Annotated in this window: 14 protein-coding genes; 11 read left to right on the plus strand and 3 right to left on the minus strand. The window is 59.8% G+C overall.

What is annotated here, in order from left to right; genetic code table 11:
• Positions 1-97: 97 nt before the first annotated feature.
• From GHN92_RS03005 to GHN92_RS03040, 8 genes are all read left to right on the plus strand, one after another.
• A complete protein-coding gene (locus GHN92_RS03005; RefSeq protein WP_019822412.1) occupies positions 98-928 on the plus strand; it encodes a p-hydroxycinnamoyl CoA hydratase/lyase in 831 nt (276 codons plus the stop codon).
• 72 nt (positions 929-1000) lie between these two features.
• The gene (locus tag GHN92_RS03010) at positions 1001-2449 is read left to right on the plus strand and encodes an aldehyde dehydrogenase (protein WP_095000375.1); all 1449 of its coding nucleotides are present in this window, start codon (positions 1001-1003) and stop codon (positions 2447-2449) included.
• 97 nt (positions 2450-2546) lie between these two features.
• Positions 2547-4430 carry a feruloyl-CoA synthase gene (locus GHN92_RS03015; RefSeq protein ID WP_095000374.1) on the plus strand — a complete coding sequence of 628 codons (1884 nt, stop codon included), beginning with the start codon at positions 2547-2549 and terminating at the stop codon, positions 4428-4430.
• The gene (locus tag GHN92_RS03020) at positions 4427-5668 is read left to right on the plus strand and encodes a thiolase family protein (RefSeq protein WP_095023592.1); all 1242 of its coding nucleotides are present in this window, start codon (positions 4427-4429) and stop codon (positions 5666-5668) included. Before GHN92_RS03015 ends, GHN92_RS03020 begins: the two co-directional genes overlap by 4 nt.
• Before the next feature lie 9 nt (positions 5669-5677).
• The gene (locus GHN92_RS03025; RefSeq protein WP_153326191.1) at positions 5678-7435 is read left to right on the plus strand and encodes an acyl-CoA dehydrogenase; all 1758 of its coding nucleotides are present in this window, start codon (positions 5678-5680) and stop codon (positions 7433-7435) included.
• A gap of 443 nt (positions 7436-7878) precedes the next feature.
• A complete protein-coding gene (locus GHN92_RS03030) occupies positions 7879-9210 on the plus strand; it encodes an MFS transporter (protein ID WP_095026520.1) in 1332 nt (443 codons plus the stop codon).
• A gap of 119 nt (positions 9211-9329) precedes the next feature.
• Positions 9330-10556 (plus strand): OprD family porin, encoded by a 1227-nt coding sequence (locus GHN92_RS03035; RefSeq protein ID WP_153379346.1) that lies wholly within the window; start codon positions 9330-9332, stop codon positions 10554-10556.
• Positions 10557-10790: 234 nt separating this feature from the next.
• Positions 10791-11504, plus strand: coding sequence for a GntR family transcriptional regulator (locus GHN92_RS03040; protein WP_095000370.1), 714 nt, complete (start codon positions 10791-10793; stop codon positions 11502-11504).
• Between the two features lie 3 nt (positions 11505-11507).
• Here GHN92_RS03040 and GHN92_RS03045 read toward each other — a convergent pair whose 3' ends face one another.
• The 3 genes from GHN92_RS03045 to GHN92_RS03055 all read right to left on the minus strand — a co-directional run bounded on the left by GHN92_RS03045 (position 11508) and on the right by GHN92_RS03055 (position 14394).
• Entirely contained in the window at positions 11508-12458 is a 951-nt protein-coding gene (locus tag GHN92_RS03045) for a PDR/VanB family oxidoreductase (protein WP_153379348.1), read from the minus strand.
• A gap of 64 nt (positions 12459-12522) precedes the next feature.
• Positions 12523-13581 (minus strand): aromatic ring-hydroxylating dioxygenase subunit alpha, encoded by a 1059-nt coding sequence (locus GHN92_RS03050; RefSeq protein ID WP_150629359.1) that lies wholly within the window; start codon positions 13579-13581, stop codon positions 12523-12525.
• Between the two features lie 375 nt (positions 13582-13956).
• On the minus strand, positions 13957-14394 hold the full coding sequence (locus tag GHN92_RS03055) for a hypothetical protein (RefSeq protein ID WP_153326199.1): 438 nt from the start codon (positions 14392-14394) through the stop codon (positions 13957-13959).
• Positions 14395-14659: 265 nt separating this feature from the next.
• Here GHN92_RS03055 and GHN92_RS03060 point away from each other — a divergent pair, with 265 nt between their 5' ends.
• Genes GHN92_RS03060 through GHN92_RS03070 form a run of 3 tightly spaced genes read left to right on the plus strand, consistent with a single transcriptional unit; the run spans position 14660 to position 17467 of the window.
• Positions 14660-15556 (plus strand): TauD/TfdA family dioxygenase, encoded by an 897-nt coding sequence (locus tag GHN92_RS03060; protein ID WP_095024729.1) that lies wholly within the window; start codon positions 14660-14662, stop codon positions 15554-15556.
• A gap of 25 nt (positions 15557-15581) precedes the next feature.
• Positions 15582-16601 (plus strand): ABC transporter substrate-binding protein, encoded by a 1020-nt coding sequence (locus GHN92_RS03065; protein WP_095024728.1) that lies wholly within the window; start codon positions 15582-15584, stop codon positions 16599-16601.
• A 5-nt stretch (positions 16602-16606) separates the two neighbouring features.
• Complete coding sequence (locus GHN92_RS03070) at positions 16607-17467, plus strand: ABC transporter ATP-binding protein (RefSeq protein ID WP_153326201.1); 861 nt, start codon at positions 16607-16609, stop codon at positions 17465-17467.
• The last annotated feature ends 1 nt before the right edge of the window (position 17468 follow it).

Genomic DNA, 17468 nt, shown 5'->3' on the forward strand with positions numbered 1-17468 from the left:
AAAAAATTGGTTAATTTAATTAATGGTTAATTGACATAACTAACTATGCCGGTTAGTTTTCACTCATCTTCAAGCGAACAACAAGAGAGCAATCGCTATGAGCCAATACGAAGGCCGCTGGAAAACCGTCAAAGTCGAAATCGAAGACAGCATCGCCTGGGTGATACTCAATCGTCCGGAAAAACGCAATGCCATGAGCCCGACCCTGAACCGTGAAATGATCGACGTGCTGGAAACCCTCGAGCAGGACCCGCAGGCGGGTGTTTTGGTGTTGACCGGCGCGGGCGATGCCTGGACGGCGGGCATGGACTTGAAGGAGTACTTTCGCGAAGTGGACGCCGGTCCCGAGATTCTTCAGGAGAAAATCCGCCGTGAAGCGTCGCAGTGGCAATGGAAGTTGCTGCGCATGTACGCCAAGCCAACGATTGCCATGGTCAATGGCTGGTGCTTTGGTGGTGGTTTCAGCCCGCTGGTGGCGTGCGACCTGGCCATCTGCGCTGACGAGGCAACGTTCGGCCTGTCGGAAATCAACTGGGGCATTCCACCGGGCAACCTGGTCAGCAAGGCTATGGCAGACACCGTAGGCCATCGCCAGTCGCTGTACTACATCATGACCGGCAAGACCTTCGACGGGCGTAAAGCCGCCGAGATGGGCCTGGTCAATGAGAGCGTACCGCTGGCGCAGTTGCGTGAAGTCACCATTGAGCTGGCGCGCAATCTGCTGGAGAAAAACCCGGTTGTACTGCGTGCGGCCAAGCATGGCTTCAAGCGTTGCCGCGAACTGACCTGGGAGCAGAACGAAGATTATCTGTACGCCAAGCTCGACCAGTCGCGACTGCTGGATACCGAAGGCGGGCGTGAGCAGGGCATGAAGCAGTTCCTCGATGACAAGAGCATCAAGCCAGGCCTGCAAGCCTACAAGCGCTAATCTCGCTGTTCAGGGTGCGCCGGTCGCACCCTGTAAATGAATTCCCGATAACGACAATAAAGAGGAATCACCATGTTGGACGTGCCCCTGCTCATTGGCGGAAAGTCGTGCCCGGCCCGTGATGGTCGAACGTTCGAACGCTGCAACCCGGTGACGGGTGAGGTGGTGTCACGCGTGGCCGCCGCCACCCTGGAAGATGCCGATGCCGCAGTTGCCGCGGCTCAGGCTGCTTTTCCCGTGTGGGCCGCGTTGGCGCCCAATGAACGGCGTACCCGGTTGCTCGCTGCTGCCGAGTTGATGCAGGCACGGGCGAGCGAGTTTATCGAGGCAGCGGGTGAAACCGGGGCTATGGCCAACTGGTACGGGTTCAACGTCAAGCTGGCGGCCGGCATGCTTCGTGAAGCCGCCTCCATGACCACCCAGATCAACGGCGAAGTAATCCCCTCCGATGTGCCCGGCAGTTTTGCGATGGCCTTGCGCCAACCCTGTGGCGTCATCCTGGGCATCGCGCCCTGGAATGCCCCGGTGATTCTGGCAACCCGTGCTCTGGCCATGCCGCTGGCGTGCGGCAACACCGTGGTGCTCAAGGCTTCCGAGCTGAGCCCGGCCGTTCACCGGCTGATTGGCCAGGTATTGCAGGACGCGGGACTGGGCGATGGCGTGGTCAACGTGATCAGCAATGCTCCGGTAGATGCGCCGGCGATTGTAGAGCGACTGATCGCCAATCCGGCGGTGCGCCGGGTCAATTTTACCGGCTCAACCCACGTGGGGCGCATTGTTGCCGAGCTGGCAGCCCGTCACCTCAAGCCGGCCCTTCTTGAGCTGGGGGGCAAGGCGCCGTTTCTGGTACTGGATGACGCTGACCTTGACGCCGCAGTCGACGCCGCAGCCTTTGGCGCTTACTTCAATCAGGGCCAGATCTGCATGTCCACCGAGAGGCTGATCGTGGACAGCAAGGTGGCGGATGCCTTTATCGACAAGCTGGCAGCCAAGGTTGCCACCTTGCGCGCCGGTCATCCCCAGGCGGACGACTCGGTACTCGGATCGCTGGTGGACGCCAGCGCCGGTGTGCGGATCAAGGCGCTGATCGACGATGCGGTCGGTAAAGGCGCGCGGCTGGTGGTGGGTGGTCAGGTCGATGGCAGCATCATGCAACCAACGTTGCTCGATGGTGTGACCCCGAGTATGCGCCTGTACCGCGAAGAGTCTTTTGGCCCGGTTGCCGTGCTACTGCGCGGGGACGGCGATGAGGCCTTGCTGAGTCTGGCCAACGATTCGGAGTTCGGTTTGTCGGCGGCGATTTTCAGTCGGGACACCGGGCGTGCCCTGGCACTGGCCCAGCGGGTCGAATCGGGCATTTGCCATATCAACGGCCCTACGGTCCACGATGAAGCGCAAATGCCCTTTGGTGGGGTCAAGTCCAGCGGTTACGGCAGTTTTGGCGGCAAGGCGTCGATCGAGCAATTCACCCAGTTGCGCTGGATCACCTTGCAGAACGGGCCGCGCCACTACCCGATCTGATTGTCTGCACAAGGCATAACAATAATAAGGAGTCATGCCTGCGCCATGCCGCTTAAGTGTCGGACGGGCCGCGCATGCCTTGTTGGAGGAGCATGACGTGAGTTTCGAATTCAAATCCCCGGCCAAGTCCCCTACGTCCCCGGCACGTTATCGCGAGGTGGCTATCGGTCACCCGGCGGTCGAAGTGCTTGAGGTCGGCGGCATCTTGCACATGCGCTCCCTGGAAACCCTGGAGCCGATGCCCGAACGCTTGCTTGATCGCCTGGTGCACTGGGCGCAGGTCCGGCCCGAGCACACCTTTATCGCTGCACGGGACAGTGATGGCGAGTGGCGTCGCATCAGCTATGCCCAAATGCTGGAAGACGTTCGCGCCATTGCGCAAAGCCTGCTGGTGTATGGTCTGGGGGCAGAGCGTCCGCTGGCAATCCTGTCAGGCAACGATATTGAGCATTTGCAGATGGCGTTGGGGGCGATGTACGCCGGTATTCCTTACTGCCCGGTTTCACCTGCCTATTCGTTGCTGTCCCAGGATTTTGCCAAGTTGCGCCATGTCTGCGACCTGTTGCAGCCAGGCCTGATCTTTGTCAGTGATGCGGCGGTCTATCAACGTGCCGTGCACGCAGTATTGCCCGCAGGGACGCCATTGGTAGCGGTACGTGGCGAGATGGCTGGGCGGCCCCAGGTGAGCTTTGCCAGCTTGCTGGAGCAGGCGGGCGGCGCCGAGGCCCAGGCTGCGTTCATGGCGTCAGGCCCGGACACCATCGCCAAATTCCTCTTCACTTCAGGCTCTACCAAACTGCCCAAAGCGGTGATTACCACCCAACGCATGCTCTGTGCCAATCAGCAAATGCTGTTGCAGACCTTTCCGGTATTTGCCGAAGAGCCCCCGGTGCTGGTGGACTGGCTGCCCTGGAACCATACGTTTGGCGGCAGTCATAACCTCGGTATCGTTCTGTACAACGGCGGTACGCTGTACCTGGATGGCGGTAAACCAACGGCTCAGGGCTTTGCCGAAACCCTGCGCAATCTCAAGGAAATCTCGCCGACTGCCTACCTCACCGTGCCTAAGGGCTGGGAAGAGCTGGTCACTGCGCTGGAAACTGACAGCGACTTGCGGGCACGATTTTTTGCCCGCATCAAACTGTTCTTTTTCGCCGCAGCGGGCCTTTCGCAAAGTATCTGGGACCGGCTCGACCGGGTTGCCGAGCAACACTGTGGCGAGCGCATCCGCATGATGGCCGGGCTGGGCATGACCGAGGCTTCGCCTTCATGCACCTTCACCACCGGGCCGTTGTCGATGGCCGGTTATATCGGTCTGCCGGCGCCGGGCTGTGAGGTCCGGCTGGTGCCGGTGGACGGCAAGCTGGAGGGGCGCTTTCGCGGCCCGCACATCATGCCCGGTTACTGGCGCGCCCCCGAGCAGAGTGCCGAGGCGTTTGACGATGAAGGCTTTTACCGCTCAGGTGATGCCATCAAGCTGGCCGATCCTTGCAACCCGCAATGGGGGTTGATGTTCGATGGACGACTGGCCGAGGACTTCAAATTGTCCTCCGGGGTATTTGTCAGCGTGGGGCCGCTGCGAAACCGGGCCGTGCTCGAGGGTTCGCCCTATGTTCAGGATCTGGTGATCGCAGCGCCGGATCGCGAGTGTCTTGGTGCGTTGGTATTTGCCCGTCTGTACGAGTGCCGACAGTTGTCGGGCTTGCCTGCGGACGCCAGCGATGCGCAGGTGTTGGCCAGTGAACCGGTACGCCAGTGGTTTGCTGACTGGTTGCAGCGGCTCAATCTCCAGGCCAGTGGCAATGCCAGTCGCCTGGAATGGATCGCGCTGCAGGATGAGGCCGCGTCGATCGATCGCGGTGAAATCACCGACAAGGGTTCGATCAATCAGCGTGCAGTGCTGCAATGGCGAGCGGCGCATGTGGAAGCACTTTATCGCGGGCAGGCGCCTTCGATCCTGCGTGCAGGCAAGCCGTCGTGAGCCCTGGAGGGCAGTACTCGGCATTCACCGATGTCGCCATTCTTGAGGCGGTTCGTACACCATGGGTCGACCTGGGTGGGGCATTGGCCCAGGTTTCACCGATTGATATGGGAATCAAGGTCGCCCGTGAAGTGCTGGCCCGTGCCGGGCTGGGCGGGCAGGCAGTGGACTCGGTACTGGCGGGTTCAATGGCTCAGGCCAGTTTTGATGCGTACATGTTGCCGCGTCATATCGGCCTCTACAGCGGTGTGGCACAACAGGTGCCTGCCCTGGCGGTGCAGCGTATTTGCGCCACAGGGTTTGAACTGTTGCGCCAGGCTGCCGGGCAGTTGCATGACGGCATGGAACTGGCGCTGTGTGTGGGCACCGAGTCCATGTCCCGCAACCCGATTGCCGCCTACACCCATCGTGGTGGATTCCGCCTGGGGGCGCCGGTCGAGTTCAAGGATTTTCTCTGGGAAGCGCTGTACGACCCGGCTCCCGGCGTGGACATGATCGCCACGGCGGAAAACCTGGCCAAGGATTATGGCCTGAGCCGTGAGGCAGTGGACGGCTATGCCCTCAATAGTCACCAGCAGGCACTTCGCGCCCAGGCCAGCGGCTGGCTGGGGGATGAAATCGTCACCCTGCGCAATGAAGTGTTTGAACTGGAGGGCTGTCAGCCGCGTGGTATCAGCCTGCCGCGTCGATGTGAGTCTGTCAGCCTCGACAGTCATCCGCGTGCCACCGACGCCGTGGCCCTTGCCAGGCTGGGAGCCATTCACCCTGATGGTGTGCAAACGGCGGGTAACAGTTGCGCAGTGGTGGATGGCGCCGCTGCCGCGCTGGTCGCCCGTGCATCGGCGGGGCAGCCGGGCCTGGCAAATTTGCTGGCGACGGCGGTGGTCGGTGTTGCGCCACAACGGATGGGTATCGGCCCGGTACCTGCGATCCAGTTGCTGCTCAAGCGCAGCGGTTTGGCGCTGGACGCGATTGATCTGTTTGAAATCAACGAGGCGCAGGGCGCACAGATTCTGGCAGTGGCACAGGCACTGGAACTGGACCGGCAAAAACTCAACTGCCGTGGCGGCTCCATTGCTCTGGGGCATCCCCTGGCTGCCACCGGCCTGCGCCTGGTGCTGACCCTGGCGCGGCAGCTGCGCGAGCAGAATCTGCGTTATGGCATTGCCGCTGCGTGTGTCGGGGGTGGGCAGGGCATGGCGGTACTGATCGAGAATCCGCATTTTTCCAAGATTTGAGGTTTTCCCATGTGGCAATACCAGGCACCGCTGCGCGACATGCAATTTGTCATTGAACACTGGCTCGAGGCCCCGCAGGCCTGGGCACAAACAGAGCGATTCCAGGATCTCGATCTGGCGCTGGCCCGCCAGGTGCTTGAAGAAGCCGGGCGGTTCAGCTCCCAGGTGCTTGCGCCGATCAACAGCAGTGGCGACCGCCAGGGGTGCAGCTTCGAAGCTGGCCGGGTGACAACGCCAGCTGGCTTTGTCGAGGCGTATGTTGCCTACACCGAAGGCGGGTGGTCAGCCCTGGCCTGCGATGAGGCCTACGGCGGTCAGGGCTTGCCACAGCTACTCGACGCGGCGCTGCAGGAGATGCTCTATGCCAGCAACCATGGCTGGGCCATGTACACCGGCATCGCCCACGGTGCCTATCTGTGCCTCAAGGCCCATGCCCCGCAGTGGATCAAGGCGCGTTATTTGCCGCAGATTGTCAGCGGTGAAGTCTTGCCCACCATGTGCCTGACCGAACCGCAGGCAGGCAGCGACGTCGGCCTGCTGCGCTGTCGTGCCGAACCGCAAGACGACGGCAGTTATCGGGTAAGCGGCAGCAAGCTGTTTATCTCTGGTGGCGATCATGACCTGAGCGCAAATATCCTGCATCTGGTGCTGGCACGATTGCCCGGTGCGCCTGCTGGCAGTCGGGGCATTTCGCTGTTTCTGGTGCCCAAGCTGCTGGACCACCATCAGGTCAACAGCGTGCGTTGCGACGGTATCGAACACAAGATGGGGATCAAGGGCAGCGCGACCTGTTCGCTGGTGTTCGAGCAGGCACAAGGCTGGCTGATTGGTGAGGCCAACCGAGGCTTGGCGGCGATGTTCGTGATGATGAACTCGGCGCGGCTGCATGTGGGGCTGCAGGGGTTGGGGCACGCCGAAGCGGCGTGGCAGAACGCTCGCGACTATGCCCTGGAACGCAAGCAGATGCGTGCGCCGGTTCGGCCTGCCGGGATCAGTGCTGACGCCGCCGACCCGATCCATTTTCACCCGGCCATGCGTCGTACCTTGCTGGAGTTGTGCGCCTGTACCGAGGGCATGCGGGCCGTGGGCTATTGGGTGGCGCATCTGCTCGATGAGGCAGAGCACCAAGGGAGCCAGGCTGACCGTCAGCACGCCCTGCAGCTGGCAGAAATGCTGACGCCAGTGATCAAGGCATTTTTCACGGATCAGGGGTTTCGCCAGGCCAGCAACGCTTTGCAGGTGTTCGGCGGCTACGGCTATGTCAGCGAATTCGCTATCGAGCAAACCCTGCGCGACAGCCGTATTGCGATGATTTATGAGGGCAGCAACGAGATCCAGGCCAATGACTTGCTGTTGCGCAAAGTGCTGGGCGATGACGGTCGGGCGTTTGCCGCGTTGCTGGCGGTGATGCGCCAGGAGTCCGCGCTGGCCCTGGACGCCTCGGAGTGTGCCGGTTTTGCCGCTGAGCTGGAGCGACTGTGCGACAAGCTTGAAGCGGTGGTGGCTGCAGTTCGTGAGCGCGCTGGCGAGGACGTCGAGTATCCCTATCGGGTTGCCGGGGACTTTCTGCGGTTGTGCGGGGTGGCTCTGCTGGGGTTTGCCTGGGTACGAGGGGCGCGTGTGTCCCGTTTGCTGCCCGACAGCGACCCGGTACGGGCCAGTAAACTACAGACTGCGCAGTTCTTTTTTGCCTATGTATTGCCAGAAGCCGACTACCGCATTGCCTCCATCCGTGGCGCAATGGCGAGGCTGGCGTTTGTCGAGTGATACCCGGAAAGCATTGTTTCAGTGGATCCAATAAGCGGTTTTTAAAGTGAGTAATAATGGGTTTCTGGCCAGAGAAGATCTCTGGCCACGAGATTGGTCGATAATCGCACCCTAAAGTTTATCTGGTCCTGATGTGCTAACACGTTGAATTTAAAAGATAAAAACAGTTTTTATGTGTTGGGTTCTGTATCTGATGGACCGAATTATTGAAATTCTGACAAACCCTCATATTGCCTGTGGATCCATTAACGGGTTGACTAGCGCCCTGGCGTTGGCTGGATTCCTTCCTGACCGTCGCCCATAAAAATTACAAAAAAGGGTCTCGTCATGAAAGGCTTATCCAGAGCACAGAACTGTCACAGTTCTGTCCGCTTTATGTCTGCGCGTACTGCCGTGTTTTGCGCTTGCCTTGCCCGGGTTGCTTGCGACAGGCAGGTGCAATGATGGATATCAATCTGAAAGCTCGCGTTGATAACGGTCCGATGGTGCGATTTCAATGGCTCGCCATCGGGATCTGCATTGTTTTGAACATGATCGATGGCTTTGATGTGCTGGTGATGGCGTTCACGGCGGCTTCGGTGTCGGCCGAGTGGGGCCTGAGTGGAGCGCAAATCGGCATGTTGCTCAGTGCCGGGTTGTTTGGCATGGCGGCGGGTTCACTGTTTCTCGCCCCCTGGGCGGATCGCATTGGTCGACGCCCATTGATCCTGTTGTGCCTGGTGGTCAGCGGCACGGGCATGCTGCTTTCGGCATTGAGCCAGACACCGGTGCAGTTGGCGTTTCTGCGCGGGCTTACGGGGCTGGGGATTGGCGGGATTCTGGCCAGCAGCAACGTGATTGCCAGCGAGTATGCCAGCAAGCGCTGGCGTGGCCTGGCAGTGAGTCTGCAATCCACCGGCTATGCCCTAGGCGCAACGCTGGGGGGGTTGCTGGCAGTCTGGTTGTTGACCCATTGGGGCTGGCGTTCGGTGTTTGTTTTCGGCGGGGCTGTGACCTTTGCGGTGATCCCGCTGGTGCTGTTGTGGCTGCCCGAGTCGCTGGACTTTTTGCTTGCGCGCCGCCCGGCCACGGCCTTGCAGCGTATCAATAGCCTGGCCCGGCGCCTGGGGCAGCCAGTCTTGAGCCAGATGCCTGCTGCAGTGGTGAATCCGGCGGGTCACAGTACCGGTCTGAGCAAACTTCTGGCGCCTGCCTTGCGCCGCACTACGCTGCTGATCTGGCTGTTGTTCTTCCTGGTAATGTTCGGCTTTTACTTTGTGATGAGCTGGACGCCAAAACTGCTGGTCTCGGCCGGGCTTTCGGCGCAACAGGGCATTACCGGTGGCGTGCTGTTGAGCGTTGGGGGGATCTTTGGCGCGGCGCTGATCGGCGGCTTGTCATCGCGCTGGCCGCTGACCCGGGTATTGTCGCTGTTCATGCTGATTACCGCGGGCTTGCTGGTGCTGTTTGTCGGCTCGGGGTCTTCGGTCATGGCCGCGTTGGGGCTTGGGTTGCTGATCGGGCTGTTTTCCAACGGCTGCGTTGCCGGGCTCTATGCATTGTCGCCAGTAGTGTATGACGCATCCGTACGAGCGACGGGCGTGGGCTGGGGGATCGGCATTGGTCGTATCGGCGCTATCCTGTCGCCCATTGTGGCCGGTTTTCTGCTGGATGCCGGCTGGCAGCCCCTGCACCTGTATGGCGTGTTTGCAATCGTATTCGTGATCGCGGCCGGTTGCTTGCTGCTGCTCAAGCCGTCTACTTCGCAGGCCCAACCGGCGCTGGCGCAGGCCTGATTCAACCTTCTGATCAAAGCCCGGCCTGGCCGGGCGCATTCCCATGTCTATCTATCTGTCTGGGCGGGCTGTGTCCGCTGCGGGGAGCGACTGCGCCCAAAATTCGGAGAACAATAATAATGAAGATGCTTACAGGTTTGCTGTCGTTGTCTGTTTGTGCCTCGGCAATGGCCGAGGGTGAAGGTTTTTTTGACGGTGCGAAAGCAGATTTGATGTTGCGCAACTACTACTTCAATCGAGATTTTCGTGACCACAGCGCAGGCAAAAGCAAGGTGGATGAATGGGCGCAGGGCTTTATCCTGAAATTCAGCTCCGGTTACACCCCGGGGCCTGTGGGTTTTGGCCTGGAAGGGATTGCCATGCTTGGGATCAAGCTCGACAGCAGTCGCGTGGCCAGCGGTTCAGAACTGCTGCCGGTGAACAGCGATGGTCGCGCGGCCGATAACTTTGGCCGGGCAGGGCTGGCGGCCAAGGCGCGTTTTTCGCAAACGGAAATGAAGGTTGGCGAACTGCTGCCGGATGTTCCGGTGTTGCGTTACGACGATGGGCGACTGCTGCCGCAGACCTTCCGTGGCGCCATGCTGGTGTCCAGGGAGATTGAAGGCCTGGGGCTGCAGGCAGGGCAATACCGGGCCGTGAGTTTGCGCAATTCTTCGGACATGCAGGATCTCGCGACGTGGGCTGCGCCGGGTGTGACCTCGGACCGATTCAACTACGCGGGGGCTGAGTACCGTTTCAATGAACAGCGTACCCAGGTGGGGGCGTGGCATTCGCAGTTGGCGGATATTTATCAGCAGAGCTATTTCAATCTGCTGCACAAACAGCCGGTGGGTGACTGGGTGCTGGGCGCCAATCTGGGTTACTTCATTGATAAGGACGATGGCAGCGCGCGTATCGGTCGGGTCAGCAGTCGCACAGCGTACGGGTTGTTCTCGGCGGCTACGGGCGGACACACGTTGTACCTGGGGTTGCAGAGGGTCAGCGGGGATAGCGGCTGGATGTCGGTGTACGGCAGTAGCGGGCGCACGCTGGGCAACGACATGTTCAACGGCAACTTCAGCAATGCCGACGAGCGCTCCTGGCAAGCGCGTTACGACTACAACTTTGCCGCGTTCGGGGTGCCCGGGTTGCTGGCGATGGTTCGCTATGGTCATGGCGACAACGCCACCACCAAACAGGGGGCTAACGGCAAGGAGTGGGAGCGCGATACCGAGGTTGGCTATACAGTCCAGAGCGGCACGCTGAAGAACCTCAGCTTGCGCGTCAACAACGCCACCAACCGTCGCAGCTTCAACAGCGACTTCGACCAGACCCGTGTGATCGTGAGTTATCCGTTGTCGATGTAGGGGGCTGCGATGCAGGCAGCTCGGAATGTCTGCCGAATTGCGTCGATGCCCTCGCGAGCAAGCCCGCTCCCACAATGAGGTGTGCCAAACAGTAGGTTTTGAGAACGGCGCACTGCCTGTGGGAGCGGGCTTGCCTGCGATGGCGTGCTCGCCAGGGCCGATTTGTGCGCCGCTCAATCTCTATAGCTGCTCATGCGTTACTATGGCCGCTCATGTTTTCTGGATGCTGCCTGGATGAGCAAACCCGGTCAATTGGTGCTGATTGCACTGCGCAAGATGATTGCCTCAGGCGAGCTTGCCGCTGGCGAACGCCTCATGGAAATTCCCACTGCCGAGTTGTTCGGCGTCTCCCGCATGCCGGTACGCATGGCCTTTCGCACGCTTGAGCAGGAAGGCTTGCTGGTGCGTTTCGGCGGGCGCGGTTTTCAGGTGCGTTCGGTCAGTGCCAATGATATCGCCGGTGCGGTGGAGGTACGCGGGGTGCTTGAAGGCCTGGCGGCACGTTTGACGGCTGAGCGCGGGCTGTCGGGAGATGCGCGGGCCGCCCTGGAGTTGTGCCTGCTGCAGGGGGATGAGCTGTTCGATAAAGGCTTCGTCACCGAGGACGATCTTGAGATCTATCACGACCTCAATATGCGTTTTCATCAGGTTATCGTTGAGGGCAGTCACAACCCGGCCATAGCCGATGCCCTGGCACGCAATGATCATTTGCCGTTTGCATCAGTGACGGCGCTGGCGGTTGATCGCAAAGACATGGTCCGTGAATACCGTCGCTTCAACTATGCCCATATGCAGCATCATTCGGTGTTCGATGCGCTGGTCAGTCGTCAGGGCGCTCGCGCCGAAGCCATCATGCGCGAGCACGCCAACGCGACGTTGCGTTATGCCGAAATCTTCGGTTCGGCCACCGCCAATGAGCGGATGAAAGTGATCCACCGCTCCGATTGAAGCTTAGATATCCAGCACCAGCAGGGGCGATTTCGAGCGCGAACAGCACGGAGTGAACTGATCGTTGCAGGCTTGCTCATCTTCGGTAAGGAACATGTCGCGATGATCCGGAACGCCTTCCAGCACGCGGGTCAGGCACGTGCCGCACACCCCTTGCTCGCACGACATGGGTATATCAATGCCATGACTTTCCAGGACCTGGACCACGGTTTTGTCCGCAGGTATATCGAAGACCTGGCCGGTGCTACCCACCTTGACCGAAAAGCTGCCATCGTTGCTGCTGTCAACCGGGGCGGCGGCGAAGTACTCCCGGTGCAGGGCGTGCTCCTGCCAATCCTGGGCGCGCGCACTGTCGAGAACATGTTGCATGAAACCACCGGGGCCGCACACGTACAAATGGGTGCCGGGCTGCGGGTTGGCAAGTACCTGGGCTGCATTCATGGCGGTCTCAGGCTGCTCGTCGAAGTGCATGAACACCCGGTCAGCAAAAGACGAGTTGCGCAGACGTTCGACAAAGGCCGCTCGCTCGCCGGACCGTGCGCAGTAATGCAGTTCGAAATCTGCGCCGTTGTGGGCCAGACGCTCCGCCATGCACAAAATCGGGGTGATCCCTATGCCCCCTGCAAACAGCAAACTGCGCCGGGCTTCGTGGACCAGCGGAAACAGGTTGCGCGGTTCACTGATGCGCAGGCAATCGCCACTATTGATCTGTTCATGCAGGCTTTGCGAGCCGCCCCGTGAGGCTGGATCCTTGAGCACGCCGATCAGGTAGCGATGCTGTTCGTCAGGATGGTTACACAGGGAGTATTGGCGAATCAGTCCGCCGGGCAGGTGCACATCAATGTGCGAGCCTGCACTGAAAGCGGGCAGGGCGCTGCCATCGGTGCTGGCCAATTCATAGCTGCAAATGCCCTGCGCTTCGTTGTTGCGAGATACCACCACCACATCAATCATGCTGCTTCCTCAAAGCGTTGCCATTGAGGGGGCTGGCCAAAGTGCGCTCGCCCCCGTGCGGAAATTACTGCGCAGTGGCGATCAATTGTGATTCGGGCGTGCGTTCGCTGGCGATGATGCGGTCCAGGACGCGGCGTGACTGCACGCCACCCGAGTCGATATTGAGCTTGAGCAGTGCGCGTTGCGGGTGGTCCAGCAGGTTTTGTTGCTGTTGTTCGAGCATCTCCAGGTCTTCGCTGAAGATTTTGCCCTGGCCCTCGCGGATGGTCGCGGTAAGCGCATGATCCTGCGGGTTGAAGTTGCGTGCCATCCCCCAGAAGTACCAGATCGAGGTGTCTGTTTCCGGGGTGATGAAGTCGACCACGATGCTCGATGCCTTGAACTCGGGAGCTGCGTGATAGCCGCCTTTGCCCGCGTGAGCGACCCCGACTTCGATCAGGACGTGGCTGGGTGGCGAGAAGCGGCATATCTGCCAGCGGTCTACCGGCACATCGTCGGCTAGATTATTGCCGCGCAATGCCATGCGCCAGAACGGCGGAGCCATGATGTTTTCCATGTGCCGCGCCGTGACGACTTCGTTGCCTTCAACCGTGGTGTTCGGTGCGACTTCGTCGATTTCCTTCTGGCCAATGCTGGAGGCGTGTACGTAGGTTTCGTGGGTCAGGTCCATCAGGTTGTCGATCATCAAACGATAGTCGCAGCCGATATGAAACAAGCCGCCGCCATAGGCCCATTCATCGCTCACCGCCCACTCCAGGTGGTGGATCAATGCAGGATCGGCTTGATCCTGATCACCGGGCCATACCCAGATAAAGCCGTAGCGTTCGACCGCGGCATAGGTTTTGTTGCACGGGAAACCGCGTACCCGTTGCCCGGGCATCTCGACGGTTTTGCCGTCGCAGCCCATGACCAGGCCGTGATAGCCGCACACCAGGTTGCCGTTTTCGACATAGCCCAATGACAGAGGGGCGCCGCGGTGCGGACAAAAGTTCTCGACAGCGGCGACCTTGTTTTCATGGCCGCGATAAAAAACCATTTTCTCGCCGCAAATCTGCCGGCCTAAAGGCTTGTCGGTGATTTCATCGGGGGTGCATGCGACGTACCAGGTGTTTTTTGGGTACATGACCAATCTCCAGATCAGGTGTTATTGCTCTTATGGATCCATTAGGCGGTATAGGGATCTTTCAAGTCAATTTTGCTCTGGAGTAATATCGGGTTTTAATAGGGTTTGTGGCGATTACCGAACACAAAATGTAAAGGTGGTCGCTGATAGTGGATCCATTAAAGGTTTTTGATGGCGTGCATGATGCCTGCGGCGCTATATGGGCGACCGCCAGAATTCAGAAGGGGTGTTGGGCTTGTCATCAGGTTTGTCTTCATCGGGCTTTACCCCGTTGAAGATCATGGACAGGCCCAGGTCCAACAGATGCAGGAAAGGTAAAAGGGTATATTTTTCACTGCTGGTTCGTACCCCTTCGGCAGCAGCTACGGGGGATTGTCAGGCCGATGTGCTGACCATCGACCCCGAACTGCCACTGCCCTGGGCCGTCAATGCTTGCAGCAAGGCTGCCGTCGCCGCCTGCAGCGCTGCTGCTGTCGCAGTCACCTGGGCCTGGGCTCCGGCCACGGCGGCGGCTTTACTGGCTTCGTTCTGGTCGCTGGCCTGGATGCTTTGCAGGGCCTGCATCTGCTGCTGAAGCTGCTTTTGCAACTGCGCGATCTGTTTTTTCAGCTGCTTGACCGTGTCCGAGCTGTCGTCATCAGTGTCAGCCGGCGGTGCCGCATTGGCGTCGCGCGCTGCCCGTGGCTTGACCTGCTCGGTGGCCGTCGCGCCGGCATCACTCACGGCTGTGCTGTCCGTGGCCTTGCTGGCCGTGGCGGCGGGCGTGCTCTGAATATTCAGGCTCGATGCCAGGGGATTGATGCTGCCAACCATGTCGATGCGTCCTTTAGACTCGTTGTCCTACAGGACATCGGCAGGTTGCGCTGGCTCTTTAATAGCGCGGCGGAAAAAAGCCGGGCAAGCGCTCATATGCTTATGCAATAAAAGTATTTAAATTTAATTTCTTATATCTATAAAGTCATACCCCTGCGTACAGGTCGACCAATCGACGCGCCGCACGAAATGAACCAGCACGGGGCCACCGTGAGTTTCTGATCGATCTGCGCGCCATTGGGCGTGCCCTGCGTGGGAGTGATTTATGTCTGTACCGTCTGCCTCTGCGATTGCCGCGAGCATCGCGCCTCAAGCCTTTGAAATCCGTCCTTTCAGCGGCGCCGTGGGTGCCGAAATCATGGGCCTGGATCTGGCTTTGCCGGTCAATGACCAGGACTTTGCGCGTATCCATCGTGCTCATCTGCAGCATCACGTGGTGGTGTTTCGTGATCAGCGCATTACCCCGCAGCAACAGATCGACTTCAGCCGTCGCTTCGGCATCTTGCAGATCCATGTGCTCAAGCAATTTCTGCTGACCGGTCACCCGGAAATCCTTATCGTCTCCAACATCATCGAAAACGGCCAGTCCATTGGTCTGGGCGATGCAGGCAAGTTCTGGCATTCGGACCTGTCCTATAAAGAGCTGCCAAGCCTGGGCTCGATGCTGCATGCCCAGGAGCTGCCTGCCGAGGGCGGCGACACTCTGTTCGCCGATATGCACAAGGCCTGGGATGGCCTGCCTCAGGCCTTGCGCAAGGCGGTTGAAGGGCGTTCGGCTGCACATTCCTATACGGCGCGCTACAGCGAAAGCAAATTCGAGGGTAACTGGCGTCCGACCCTCACCCCGGAGCAACTGGCACAGGTGAACGAGGTGGTGCATCCAGTGGTGCGTACCCATCCGGAAAACGGCCGCAAGGCGCTGTTTGTCAGTGAGGGCTTTACCACTCGCATTGTCGGCCTGCCCGAGGACGAGAGCCGGCAGTTACTGGCCGAGCTTTACGCCCATAGCGTGCAGGAGCAGAACATCTATCGCCATCAGTGGCAGCCCCATGACCTGGTGTTCTGGGACAACCGCTCGCTGATCCATCTCGCCGCCGGATGCCCAAGCCATCTGCGCCGCAAGCTGTATCGCACCACCATCCAGGGCAACGCGCCTTTCTGATTGACTCATTTCAAGGAGCATCGCCATGCCCGCATCCATCAAAACCGTGGCCGCAAGTCTGGGCCTGAGCCTTAGTCTGCTTGCCGGCAGCCTTGTGGCACCGAACGTCGCCCATGCCGAAGGCGAAATCCGTATCGCCGAGCAGTTCGGCATTGTTTACCTGTTGCTCAACGTGGTGCGCGATCAAAACCTGATCGAGAAGCACGGTAAGGAGGAGGGCATCGATATCAAGGTCGACTGGACTCAGTTGTCAGGTGGCGCGGCAGTCAATGATGCCTTGTTGTCCGGCTCCATCGATATTGCCGGGGCCGGCGTCGGCCCGCTGTTGACCATCTGGGACCGCACTCATGGCAGGCAGAACGTCAAGGCCGTGGCCTCGCTGGGCAACTTCCCGTACTACCTGCTGAGCAATAACCCGCAGGTCAAAACCATCGCCGACTTCACCGAAAAAGACCGTATCGCGGTACCGGCCGTGGGCGTTTCGGTGCAGTCGCGCTTCCTGCAATACGCCGCTGCCAAACAGTGGGGCGACAAGGACTTCAACCGGCTGGACAAGTACACCATCGCCGTCCCGCATCCGGATGCCACCGCTGCGCTGATCGCCGGTGGTACGGAGCTGAGCGGGCATTTTTCCAACCCGCCGTTCCAGGATCAGGCGCTGAAAAATCCAAATGTGCATGTGGTGCTCAACACCTACGACTTGCTCGGCCCCAATTCCCCAACGGTGCTGTTTGCCACCGAGAAGTTCCGTAGCGACAACCCGAAAACCTACAAGGCCTTTATCGAGGCCCTGGCTGAAGCCGCCGAGTTTGCCCAGAACGACAAGGGCGCGGCCGCTGACACTTATATCCGCGTGACCAAGGCCAATATCGACCGCGCCGAGTTGCTTAAAATCATCGACAACCCGCAGTACGAGTTCAGCGTAACGCCGAAAAATACCTATCCGCTGGCCGAGTTCTTGTACCGCGTGGGTGCGATCAAAAATAAACCTGACTCCTGGAAGGATTACTTCTTCCAGGACGCAAAACCGTTGCAGGGGAGCTGACAATAATGAATGCCTCGGTGCAAGGCCACACGGCCAGCCACTTGAATGCAACAGGGCCAGCCCTGTTGTCGGTCGACCAGGTCAGTCTTGAATACCGCACGCCGCAGCGTGTGGTGCGGGCGACTCATCAGGTCAGCTTTGAAATCGATCCGGCCGACCGTTTCATCCTGCTTGGACCTTCGGGATGCGGCAAGTCGACCTTGCTCAAGGCTGTGGCCGGTTTTCATGCCCCCTGTGAAGGGCAGATCCGCCTGCAGGGCCAACCCGTCACCGCCCCGGGGCCAGACCGCATGGTGGTGTTCCAGGAGTTCGACCAGCTGCCACCCTGGAAAACGCTCAAGCAAAACGTGATGTTCCCGTTGCTGGCGTCGAAAACCTTGCCTCGGCGCGAGGCCGAGGAGCGGGCTCTGCATTATCTGGACAAGGTCGGTCTGGCGGCATTTGCCGATGCTTACCCGCACACCTTGTCCGGTGGCATGAAGGCCCGGGTGGCGATTGCCCGTGCCCTGGCCATGCAGCCGAAAATCCTGTTGATGGACGAACCCTTTGCAGCTCTCGACGCCCTGACCCGACGCAAGATGCAGGAAGAATTGCTGCTGCTCTGGGAGGAGGTGCGCTTTACCTTGCTGTTTGTCACCCACTCCATCGAAGAGGCGCTGGTGGTCGGCAACCGTATCCTGCTGCTGTCGCCGCATCCGGGGCGGGTGCGGGCCGAGATCAACAGCCATCAGTACAACCTGCACAGCCTTGGCGGTGCGCAATTTCAGCACACGGCGCAGCGCATCCATCGGCTGCTGTTTGATGAAGCGCACGCCGGTACCGACGAACAACCGCTGAATTTCGCCGATATCTGTATCGCTTATTGAG

It is taken from the genome of Pseudomonas sp. FSL R10-2964, assembly GCF_009600035.1.
GTDB classification, from domain to species: Bacteria; Pseudomonadota; Gammaproteobacteria; order Pseudomonadales; family Pseudomonadaceae; genus Aquipseudomonas; species Aquipseudomonas bubulae.